General features: G+C 41.0%; 7 protein-coding genes. All 7 read left to right on the top strand.

The window, feature by feature from the left end:
- Nucleotides 1–217 precede the first annotated feature (217 nt).
- Nucleotides 218–1,117 carry a UDP-3-O-acyl-N-acetylglucosamine deacetylase gene (gene lpxC / locus CQA49_RS09175; protein ID WP_115575659.1) on the top strand — a complete coding sequence of 300 codons (900 nt, stop codon included), beginning with the start codon at nt 218–220 and terminating at the stop codon, nt 1,115–1,117.
- 163 nt (nt 1,118–1,280) lie between these two features.
- A complete protein-coding gene (locus CQA49_RS09170; RefSeq protein ID WP_115575658.1) occupies nt 1,281–2,672 on the top strand; it encodes a TolC family protein in 1,392 nt (463 codons plus the stop codon).
- A 107-nt stretch (nt 2,673–2,779) separates the two neighbouring features.
- Nucleotides 2,780–3,451 (top strand): HlyD family efflux transporter periplasmic adaptor subunit, encoded by a 672-nt coding sequence (locus CQA49_RS09165; RefSeq protein ID WP_309544436.1) that lies wholly within the window; start codon nt 2,780–2,782, stop codon nt 3,449–3,451.
- 101 nt (nt 3,452–3,552) lie between these two features.
- Complete coding sequence (locus CQA49_RS09160; protein ID WP_115575656.1) at nt 3,553–6,627, top strand: efflux RND transporter permease subunit; 3,075 nt, start codon at nt 3,553–3,555, stop codon at nt 6,625–6,627.
- A gap of 180 nt (nt 6,628–6,807) precedes the next feature.
- Nucleotides 6,808–7,719, top strand: a complete 912-nt coding sequence (locus CQA49_RS09155; protein WP_115575655.1) for a tetraacyldisaccharide 4'-kinase — start codon at nt 6,808–6,810, stop codon at nt 7,717–7,719.
- A gap of 90 nt (nt 7,720–7,809) precedes the next feature.
- On the top strand, nt 7,810–8,466 hold the full coding sequence (locus tag CQA49_RS09150; RefSeq protein WP_115575654.1) for an outer membrane protein: 657 nt from the start codon (nt 7,810–7,812) through the stop codon (nt 8,464–8,466).
- 148 nt (nt 8,467–8,614) lie between these two features.
- Complete coding sequence (locus tag CQA49_RS10625) at nt 8,615–11,107, top strand: cation transporter (RefSeq protein ID WP_115575653.1); 2,493 nt, start codon at nt 8,615–8,617, stop codon at nt 11,105–11,107.
- The last annotated feature ends 540 nt before the right edge of the window (nt 11,108–11,647 follow it).

Here is an 11,647-nt window from a genome sequence, read left to right as displayed (position 1 = left end):
GGGGTGCAGGGGGATAAGGGGAGCGACTTCGCAATTCAAGCCCCCTTGTCCCCCTGCAAAAAAAGAAACTTTGAGAAATTAAGCAGGATTAAACTAAATTAAGAGATTCTGAAAATCTAAGCTTTATTAATTTTTTCACCAAAAAATCCCTTTTATACATAAAAGCACGCTAGAATCCACCGATAAAAGAGCATAAAATTTTTACAAGGAGTGCGCGATGAAACAAAAAACAATCGGTAAAAAAGTCGAGCTTGTCGGCATTGGCTTGCATAAAGGCGTGCCTGTAAAGATGACTTTAGAGCCTTTGGCGGAAAATAGTGGCATAGTATTTTATAGAAGCGATTTGGGTGTAAATATCGAGCTAAAGCCCGAAAATGTCGTGGATACCAAAATGGCTACGGTGCTTGGGAAAGGCGAGGCGCGCATTTCTACAATCGAGCATTTGCTCTCCGCAATCCATGCGCATGGCATTGATAATCTCAAAATCACACTTGATAATGAAGAAGTTCCGATTCTAGATGGGAGCGCGATAGGGCATTGTATGCTTTTGGAGGAGGCGCAAATCGTGCGCCAAAACGCGCCAAAACGCGCGCTTGAGATTAAAAAACCTATAGAGCTAAAAGATGGCGATAAATTTGTGCGTGTGGAGCCAAGTGAGAGGACAATTTTTGATTTCAGCATTAAATTCCCGCATCAAGCCATCAAAGAGCAATCCTATAAATTTACTTTTTCTACCAAAGATTATATCGAGCAGATTGCGCGCGCACGCACCTTTGGATTCTTAAATGAAGTCAATTATCTGCGCTCAATTGGGTTGGCAAAAGGTGGCGATCTTTCAAATTGTATCGTGCTTGATGAAAATGGCATTATGAATAAAGAGGGCTTGCGCTACAAAGATGAGTTTGTGCGCCATAAGATTTTAGATGCAATTGGTGATATGGCGCTTATTGGTATGCCTTTGCTTGGCACTTACATCGCCTTTGCAGGAAGTCACAAACTCAATCATTTGCTTACAGAAAAAATCCTAAGCGATGCAGATTCTTATGAAATTGTGAGTTTGGAAGATTACGCTGAAGATGAGATGATGAACTACGCCTTGCAAACGCAAGAAGGATAAGCCTTGTTATAGATTCTGCTAAGAATCTACGCAGGGCTTAAAGCCTATTTGACTTCGAAATGAAACCTGCTTAAATTGTTGAAATTAATTGTAATATATTGTTATAGTAACAATTTTATACTATACTTCTGCCTTATTTTATTGATTTATACAAGGAGATACAATGCGTTTTTTAGGCGTTACATTAGCCACATTTCTTATATTTGGAACTTCTTTGACATTCGCAGATGAGGCAGATTCTACGATAGTAGATGATTCACAAGAGCTTAGCTTTCATGAAAATTTAAGCATTCTTAGCCCATCGACAAATGATGGATTAAGCTTGAGCGATCTTTTGGAAGGGGCAAAAAACAACTACAACTTAGAGGCAAAAGATATTGCAATTTTGCAGGCAGAGGCAAATAAGGCTGCAGCGCAAAGAGAGTTTTTCCCCACGCTTGATGGAAGCTATTCTTTCCAAGATACAAACAATACTTACCGCACAATGCAAACTCATACCGCGAGCCTGCGCGCAAATTGGGAAGTCTTTAGCGGGCTTAAGACTTATAACAAAGTGCGCGAGCGAAGCTCCTTGCACCGCTCAAGTATCGCTGATAGGGCAAATACAAAAGAGCAACTTTTCCTAAGCGTGATTGAGCAGTATTATGGATATTTTTCAAATCAAGCGCAGATGATTTCCCTTGAGCAACGCCGCAAAGAGCTAGCGGCAAATATCAAGCGTATTGAGCGCCTTTATAAAGCCGGGCTTACGACTATTGATGATTTAGAATCTTTGCGCGCGCAGATTCTCACCACCGAGCATGACATCGCAAATATCGTGCTTGAAATGGAGCGTAATAAGCTTATGCTTTCCCTTCTTACAAACCTTGAAGTCAAGGATTTAAAGCGCGTGGATATCAAAATGCCAACCTTTAATATGCAAAAACGTCAAGATATCATCGCCCTTGAAGAGCGCGCAAAAAGTATCACTTTCCAAGCAAAGCAAGTGACTTATTTGCCGACAATCGCAGTTAGCGATAGTTTTAGCTGGAATTCGCTAGGTAATGTCACTTCAAAGCCTGCACTTGATGAGCTTTTAGGTGGCGGTGGCGCAGGCGGAGGCTTTAGCTTTGGTGGGAGTAACTTTATGAAAATGAGCTTCCCACCAACGCAAAATGTGCTAGGAGTGAGCGTGGATATGCGCCTTTTTGACTTTTTTAACCTTTCAAAGCAAAAAGAAGCCTTGCGTTATAGCGCACTGCAGGCACAAAAAGAGCTAGCATACAAGAAAAACGAGCAGGAAAAAGATGAAAAACTTTATCGCAAAAGCCTAGAAATCGCCCAAGCAAAAATCAAAAGTGCCGAAGCTGCGCTAAAATCTGCAAATATCAGCTTTGAAAATGTCGCAAAACGCTATAATTCACAGATTCTCAACTTTACAGACTATTTGCAGTCTTTGAGCACGAAGTTTAATGCGGAAACAACCTTTATCCAAAGTCTCAATGATTATGAGATAGAAAAGGCGCGTTATTTGTATTACAGCGGGCAGGAAATCGAGGACTACATACAAAAATAGCCTAAGCCAAGGGCGCTTAAACAAGTGCTAAAATATAAGCAAAGGCTAAAAAGGGGGGCGTGATGCAAAGATTTATAAGTGCGGGCAAAAGGCTTTGGTTAGCAAGCATGCTTTTTTGCGGGATTCTCAATGCGGAGAGCGTGTATGCGATTTTTAACGCGCAGGCTATTAAAGATGCGAATCTGAGCCTAGGAAATAGTGGCATTGTGACAGAAATATATGTCGATGTGGGAAGCGCGGTAAAAAAAGGCGACAAACTCTTAGAGCTTTTTAGCCAAGACCAGCGCGCACAAATAGAATCTATCCGCCAGCAATTTATCTTTAACAAAAAGCAATATGAGCGCTACCAAAAATCTGGTGGCGCTGTGGATAAAAACACACTGGAGCGCTATTACGCGGATTATAAAAAATTTGAAGCAGATCTTGCCTACCAAGAAGCACTTTTAAGCAAAAGTATTTTGCGCGCGCCATTTGATGGAGTGATCGCCTCTAAAGATGTCGAGCTAGGCGATGGTGTGGGCGCAAATAGCACGCAACTTTTTAGGCTCATCAGCCAAGAAGTGAAAATCGTGCTAGAGTTTGACTTTAAATACATTAGCAAGGTCAAAGTCGGCGATAAGTTTGAGTTTAGCGTTGATGGGATAGATTCCAAACAAGTCGCAGTTATTAATAAAATCTATCCAACCGCAAGTGAATCTAATCGTAAAGTCAAAGCAGAAGCGTTGGTGGAGGGCATCATACCCGGGACATTTGGAGATGGGTATATACAGACAAAATAACTAATCGTTTTACACGCGCGATTTTGCACAAAAGCTAATCCATAGAATCTAGCAAAATCTAGCAGATTCCCACCATAAGGCAAAAACAAAAAGGAGCATTTATGTATAAATTCGCCATTACTCGCCCGGTTACCACGCTTATGTTTGCGTTGGCTGTGATATTTTTTGGCTTTTTGGCGGTAAATAAAATGCCTATCTCGCTTTTCCCAAATGTGGATTTCCCTGTGGTGACGGTGATTACAACCTATCAGGGCGCGAGCGCAGAAACGATTGAGACAAAAGTAACGGATAAAATCGAAGAAGCGGTGCTAGGGATTGATGGGATTAAAAAAGTAACTTCTTCAAGCGTGCGTAATACAAGCATTGTGGTGGTGGAATTCCAGCTTGAAAAAGATCTTGATGTGGCTGTGGCTGATGTGCGTGATAAAATCGGCACGGTGAAGCTTGAAAGCGGGGTGGATTCCCCAAGTGTGCGGAAGGTAGATACAGGCTCTGCGCCTGTGATTTCACTTTTCCTCACAAGCACCAAAGTCCCACCAAGTGAGATGATGAAGCATGCGGATAATATCATAAAGCCGATGTTGCAAAAAATTAGCGGTGTGGGAAGCGTGGAAGTGCGCGGCTATCGTAAGCGACAAATCAGAATCTACCCAAATCCAACGCTTATGAATAAATACAATCTCACCTACTCAACCCTAGCAAACCTCATCGGGCAGGAGAATCTCGAAGTTGATGGCGGAAGGCTGGTAAGTCAAAAAACTGAATGGGCGCTTACCACTGATGCCAATAGCTATGATATCGAGGAAATGGGCGAAATCCGCGTAAGTGATGGCGTGCGCTTAAAAGACATTGCGCGCATTGAAGATTCTATCGAAGAGGATAGGACTTATGCGAGCTATGATAAGACGCCCGGTGTTATCTTTGAAGTGCAAAAAATCTCAGGGCAAAATGACATAAAAATCGCTCAAGCCGTCAAACAGACTTTCAAAGAAATCGAGGCTGTGAGTAAAGACTACGAAGTGCAGGTTTTTAAAGACACGACGACTTACATTGAAGATTCTATTGCTGATGTGAAGTTTGACCTTTTGCTTGGCGCGATTTTGGCGGTGAGCATTGTGTTTTTGTTCTTGCGCAGTGTGAGCATTACTATTGTGGCAGCATTAAGCCTCCCTGTGTCGATTATTGGGACATTTGCGCTTATGAGTGCGTTTGATTTAACGCTTAATATGCTCACTCTCCTAGCGCTCACCCTTGCGATTGGGATTATCATCGATGATGCGATTGTGGTGATTGAAAATATCCACAAAAAGCTAGAATCTGGACTGCCTAAGCGCGAGGCTGCGTATGAAGGCGTGAGAGAGATTGGTTTTGCGATTGTGGCGATTTCTGCGATGTTGCTTTCAGTGTTTATCCCTGTTGGGAATATGAGCGGGATTGTGGGGAAATTTTTCCAAAGCTTTGGTATCACCGTAGCCCTTGCAATTGGGCTTTCTTATATTGTGGTGGTGACTTTTATCCCCATGGTGAGCTCAATTGTCGTAAATCCTAAGCATTCTAAATTCTATTACAAGACGGAAGGTTTTTTCAACGCGCTTGATAGAATCTATGTAAAAACGCTTGGCTTTGTGCTAAATAACAAGCTCATCGTGCTTGCTGGCGTGATTGCGGTGTTTATCGGCTCGCTATTTTTGTCAAGCACGCTTGGCTTTGATTTTATGAAAAAAGAGGACAAGGGCGAATATAATATTTTCCTTGAAGTTGCGCCGGGCATTAGCATGGAAGAGATGAAGCGCAGAAGTGGGATTTTGCAAGATATCGTGCTAAATGAGCCAACCACGCGCTTTGCAACGCTTCAAATTGGCTACAATTCCCAAAAAAATATTTTCAAAGCGCAAATCTATGCAAAAATGCTTGATAGAAATGAGCGCAAGGGCAAGGAAAATACGCAGTTTGCGGTTATGGATAAGGTGCGCGGACTTTTGAAAAGTAACGAAGTAGCAAAGGATATGACAATTTCAGTTGTTGAGGTTTCAGATATTGGCGGTGGCGGGGATAACTCGCCTTTCCAAATCGCCCTTCTTGCGCCAAATGATGAGATTCTCTACAAAACCCAGCAAAATCTCTACAACCTCCTTGAAACAAAGCTAGCAGGCAAGGCGACGGATTTGCACTTAAACAAAGCTGATGATGCGCCAGAGTATAGATTCCACATTGTGCGCGCAAATGCAAATAAATATGGCGTGAGCTCGCAAGAAATTGGTAACTCCATACGCGCGGCATTTTCTGGTGAATATCCTGTGGGCTATTACAAAGAAAATGGCAAGGAATATGACATCACTTTGCGTGTGCCAGATTCTGATAGGCGCGTGCTTGAGGATATTAAACGCTTGCAGGTGAAAAATGCTAAGGGCGAACTTATGTTTTTAGAAGGGCTTGTAAGTATTGAGAAGACAAAGACAGCCTCGACGATTACGCGCTTTAACCGCCAGCGAAGCCTTACTGTGTATGCGCAGGTGAATAAAGATTCTGGTGCGAGCCTTGGGGATTTGTTTTCAGTCGTGCTTGATCCACAAAATCAATGGCTAGAGCCCGGTGCGAGCTACAAACTGCAAGGCGAAGTGGAAAATATGCAAGAAACTTTGGTGGCTTTTGGCGTGGCGATTGTTACGGCGATTATTTTGATTTATCTTATTTTGGCGGCGTTGTATGAGAGCTTTTTACAGCCGTTTATTATTATGGTGACGCTTCCGCTAAGCTTTTCAGGCGCGTTTATTGCGCTTTTTATCACAGGGGAAACTTTCAGTATGTTCTCGCTTATGGGGCTTATGCTACTTATGGGTATGGTTGGGAAAAACGCGACTTTGCTTATTGATGTGGCAAATGAAAAGCGCAAGGAAGGCATGGATATAATGAGCGCGATTATAAGCGCTGGGGAATTGCGCTTGCGCCCGATTTTGATGACGACGATTGCGATGGTTTTTGGTATGCTTCCGCTTGCGATTGCTAATGGCGCGGGTGAGGCGATGAAAAATCCCATAGGTATTGCGATGATTGGCGGGCTTATTGTGTCGATGTTGCTTTCATTGCTTATCGTGCCGATTTTTTATAGATTTTTAGTACCACTTGATGATAAACTTGCAAGATTCTATAAGCCAAAAGCGGGGGATTTGTTCTAGTATTCCATTAACTAGTATCGTCTTCGCGGAAGTAAATTCCGCTTCGCCTCCGCTCCACTGCGTTTCGCGTGCATATTTGACATTTTTTGGTTGCTTTGATTTGCAAGATTCTTTTTTATTGGTTAGAATTTTTAGAATCTTGCGTGGTTTAATGAATGAAAGTTTGAAAAAAGGGAATATATGCGTTTTATAGATTCTTATTTTTATAATCCGACATTTTGGCAGAAGGTGCTAAGTCTCGCGCTTTTGCCCCTTTCTTTTTTGTATGCGATCTCTGCGCTTTTGCGCCGGAAACTCTCCCGCTATTATGATTTTAACCTGCCAATTATAAGCGTTGGGAATCTCGTGCTAGGCGGCAGTGGGAAGACGCCATTTATCATTGAAGTAGCCAAAAGATATGAAAAAGTAGCCATCATCTCAAGAGGCTACAAACGCCAAAGCAAGGGACTTTTGATTGTGAGTCTTTGGGGGGAATTGCAATGCAGAGAAAAAGAATCTGGCGATGAAGCCTATCTTTTAGCAAAAAGCGTGAAAAACGCAAGCGTCATCGTCTCCAAAAACCGCGTAGAAGCGATAGAAAAAGCCAAAGAATTAGGCGCGAAATGTATTTTTTTAGACGATGGATTCCGTTTCAACTTTAAAAAGCTCAATCTCATCTTACAACCAAAGCTCAAGCCCTACTTCCCCTTTCCTATCCCAAGTGGAATGTATCGCGAGATGCCCTATCTTTATAAAAGCGCGGATTTGCTCGTGCGTGAAGGCATAGAATACACGCGCGAAGTGGCGGTAGAAAATGAGAGCGAGCGCATGTTGCTTTTGACAGCGATTGCTAATCCTTCGCGCTTAGATGAGTTTTTGCCAAAGGTGGTTGGGAAAATCACATTGCGCGATCACGCGAGATTTGATAAGGAATTTTTAGAATCCCAAATCGCGCATTTTCAAGCTACAAGCCTTCTTGTCACTACAAAAGATGAAGTTAAGCTCCAAGATATGGGCTTCCAACTTAGCGTGCTGTGCCTAAAGCTTCATATCAAAGATGAGGTATTGCAAGCAATAGATTCTTATGTGAAAAGTTTTTATATAGAAAAGTAGATTTTTAGAATCTTATTGAAAATTTTATGCTTAAATGTGAGCTTTTAAAGCCTTAAAATCTAATAATCTAGCAAAAAGAAGGGGGAGCGCATGTGTGGTGTAAAAAAGATTTTTCTTGTATTTTGTGTGCTTGTTGGCGCTCTTGCTGCTAGGGAAAATACCTTTATTTTTGGTATTAATGGCGGGATTGGTGCAAATGAGATTCAAAGAAGTGGGCTAGAAATAGCACAGGGGCATCAGTTTGCTGGTGCGCCTATTTGGCGTGTTACCTCTGCGCCAAATAACGCTGCTGGCGGACTTGCATATGGCGTAAATATCGGCTATGAGTTTTTCTTAAGAGATGCAGAACCTTATCAGCACGCACTGCGCCTTTATTTTGACTACTCGCGCGTGCAGTTTAGCGATCTTGGCTATCTTGTGGGAGGTATAAATTACAATCTTTTCACGCTTAATGCGGACTATCACTATTATGCTACACCGAGATTTTCGCTTTTTGGCGGACTTGGATTGGGGGAGAATTTTGCGCAAGTTGAGGGTGCATATGATGATCAAAAAGCCCTTACTATGGGGATAAATCTTGGTTTGGGCTATGAAGTGGCGAAGTTTTTGGAGTTAGAGTTAAAATTCCGCTACTTTAGCTCGGCATTTACTAGAGAGACATTTTTTAACCCAAATACCACAACGCGCACAAGAGTAGTCCCTAGCGGAATTGCACGCATTATGCTTGGGGTGAATTTTAAATTCTAATTTTTCTATCACCCCGCTTCTTTTGAATCTAAACTTTGCAGAATCTGCGCACACTTTTTTGTTTGGCTTGTCAAAGTCAAACAACTTTTTAAGACATTTTTTTCTACAATACGCACTTTATTTCTCTAAAACCACATAAAGGATTTTCTTGTCTCTGCAAAAAAAGTTTTTTGAGCTTCTTTATTTTTACAGCGCAAAATATGTGGAGATTCTCATTTTTTTGCTTTTTGCTACAGGCTTTGTGTTGTATGCTTTGGGGCTTTCATCATTTGGGAAAAACAGCTTGCACGCGCAGACATTTTTTCACTTAGGCGCGCTTTTATTTATCCTTTTTTTTTACAAACGCTTTCAAAAACAAGATTTTAAAGCGCTAAAAATTCCGCTTCTTTGCTTTGGAATCGTAGTGATTTGCGGGCTTTTGACTTATTTTAATCCCATTTTGCCCCGCACATTTTCTCAAGTCCTAAGCGCGGTAAATTCTAATGTGGTTGGTTATTTGCCACTTTTTTTAGCTGGATTTTTGTTTGCCTTATACGCGAAGCGCGAGCTTGTAATTATATGTTTTGTTTTTATTGGATTATTATGCGCTATAGATGTTTATGGAACGATTGAGGTAGCCTCTAAATCAAACACTACTTACAATGTTCCATTTTATTTTCAAGCTGTCTACACTATAAGCTTTTGGTTATTTTTATCTAGTGCTATTTGCATAAGTGGAGTTTTTGTTTTTAAAAAATGGTGGTTAAAGATTCTTTGTTTGCTGGGACTTATTCCTTGCGTTCAAGCGATACTTGGTAATGGTGAGCGCTCTTTTTTTGTGGCGTTTATTGTAATGATAATAGCACCATTTTTGTTGTATCGCTATAAATACAAAAAAATTACCTTGCCTTTATTTTTTGTGCTATGTGTAGGGTTGGGCTTTTATGGTTATCATTACAGTAAAACCCTACCAGAGCGTTATAATTTTGCGCATATGATGGAAAATTTTACTATTGTGTGGAGTAGTGCGCCTAGTGAAATGGGTAAATATGATGCATTATGTTTTAATGGTTGGTTTGTGTGCGCTAAAGAAAGCACAAAGGACGGCAAAAATCCTATTAGCTGGGAACATTCTTCTCTCGCAAGAATTGCAATGAATAAATCTGCTTTACTTGCCATTCTTGAAAATCCTATTAAACCACACATTGTAGGAGCTTATCAAATGGGTGAATATCTTTGGCATTACTATAACAACCCCAACACTAAGAATCCACAAAATCGTGTTTATGCCTCAATCAGCGATTCAAAGCACAATGGCTATAATAATCCGCATAATTTTATTTTAAGTTTTATGTTAGCTTATGGATTGTTTGGTTTTATGGCGATTGCAACTTTTGCGGGAATGCTTTTCGCGCGCGCTCGTAAATTTAGCATAAATGCAAACTCAAGGTTCGATAGGCTAGTTGCATTAAGCTTATGTGTGCTAATTTGTGGTTTTTGCGCGCATTTTCTTTTTGATTCTGTATTTAATATTGTTTTGCAGCCGCTTTTTATCTTGTTTGGATTTGTTTATGGCTATGTTTCAAGGAAGCAAGAAAATAGTTTTGTAAAGGCAAAAGAATTTCTTAAAATATACACAAGTAAATTTAAAACCTTTAGTAAAAACACTCTTTTAAATTTGCACGAAATAATCACACAAAGAGGGCAAACTAAGCAAAATTACGGCAAAAAAGTGCGCCTTGAAGATTCTCATAATATGCAAGAAAACAAGACAAAAGAGCAACGTGCACTCAAAGTTTCAATGTATTGTGCGCTTCTTTTGGCGATTTTTGGCATAGGATTTGGGCAGTTTATGAAATCAAGCGCGATTATTTTTGATGGTATTGTGTGTCTCGTGAGCGTGGCTTTGGGGCTTTTGAGTGTGGTGACTTCGCGCTATATTTACAAAGAAGATGATGATATTTTTCAGTATGGCTATGTGCGTTTTGAGCCGATGGTGAATTTCTTTAAAAGCGCGGTTTTACTCGCTGTGTGCGTGTATGCGCTGCTTTCTGGCGTGCATTCTGTGATTAAAGGCGGTTATAGCTTAGAGCTTGGAAGTGCTGTGATTTATACGATTTGCGCGTTTGTGCTTTGCCTTGGGATTTTTGCTTACACGCATTTTTATGCAGAGCGCTTAGATTCTGAGTTGCTTTATGTTGATAGGACGGAGTGGCTTATTGATTGTGCGCTGTATTTTGGCGCGATTGTGGCATTTGGCTGTGTGTATCTTTTTGATCCGCAGCAAAAAAGCGCGATTAGCCACTACATCGACCCGCTGTTGCTTATTTTCCTTTCTTTTGGATTAGCTTTTAGCCCGCTTAAGATTATGATTGCAAATTTCAAAGATTTGGTGATGGTTGCCCCGCCGGAGCTAGATTCTCAAATTACGCAAATTATGCAGGATTTGAGCAAGGAATATGGCTTTAGCGAATATGATACGCATGTGGCAAAAAGCGGGCGGTTTTTTATGATTGAGGTAAATATTTTAGACACGCATGGGCTTAGCATCAACGCAAAGGAACTTGATATTATCAGGGAGAAAATCCAGCATGCGCTCAAGCTTCCAAGCTATAGAATCTGGCTTCTAGTTAGCCTTACAGCTAATCCAAAGTGGCTGTAAATGGAATAAAGGAATTCAAGTTACGCATTGAAAATGCGTAACCCTTATTCTCGCCCCTTGCGTGGTGAAAAAAATCGGGCATTAGCAGAAGTGCTAATGCCCGATTTTTTTCTAGCAAGGGAAACAGCGAGGCTCTCCCTCCGAGAGAAGAAAAGCGCGGAGCTTTTCTGGCGTGGGGGGAGTGAGGAGGGGGAGCGACCTTTTGCGTGAAAAAACAATTTTAGAGAATCTAAAGAAGTTTGAAAAGTGAAAGCAAGCGATTCTGAAAAATTGAGTCATTGCGAGCGTTAGTGAAACAATCCATTTTAGAATCTAGTTTTTTTAGAATCTTGCAAAAACTTCGCGAGATTCTAGATTCTGCAATTTTCTAATTTCTAAAATTTTCTTTTTTAGAATTTTCAGAATCTTATTTGTATTTTTAATTCCTTTTCAAAGATTCTATTTATCAGAATCCTTTTGTTTGGCTTAACCCCACTCTGCGTTTTAAAGTTTCTTTTTTTGCAGGGGGACAAGGGGGCTTGAATTGCGAAGTCGCTCCCC

The organism is Helicobacter sp. MIT 00-7814, from assembly GCF_003364115.1.
GTDB lineage: Bacteria > Campylobacterota > Campylobacteria > Campylobacterales > Helicobacteraceae > Helicobacter_F.
Note: the sequence above shows the minus strand (reverse complement) of the source record. Positions and strands in the feature narration are given on the sequence as shown.

Coding starts and splice junctions, on each gene's coding strand:
- lpxC (WP_115575659.1), top strand. CDS start 218: ATGAAACAAAAAACAATCGGTAAAAAAGTCGAGCTTGTCGGCATTGGC.
- CQA49_RS09170 (WP_115575658.1), top strand. CDS start 1,281: ATGCGTTTTTTAGGCGTTACATTAGCCACATTTCTTATATTTGGAACT.
- CQA49_RS09165 (WP_309544436.1), top strand. CDS start 2,780: ATGCTTTTTTGCGGGATTCTCAATGCGGAGAGCGTGTATGCGATTTTT.
- CQA49_RS09160 (WP_115575656.1), top strand. CDS start 3,553: ATGTATAAATTCGCCATTACTCGCCCGGTTACCACGCTTATGTTTGCG.
- CQA49_RS09155 (WP_115575655.1), top strand. CDS start 6,808: ATGCGTTTTATAGATTCTTATTTTTATAATCCGACATTTTGGCAGAAG.
- CQA49_RS09150 (WP_115575654.1), top strand. CDS start 7,810: ATGTGTGGTGTAAAAAAGATTTTTCTTGTATTTTGTGTGCTTGTTGGC.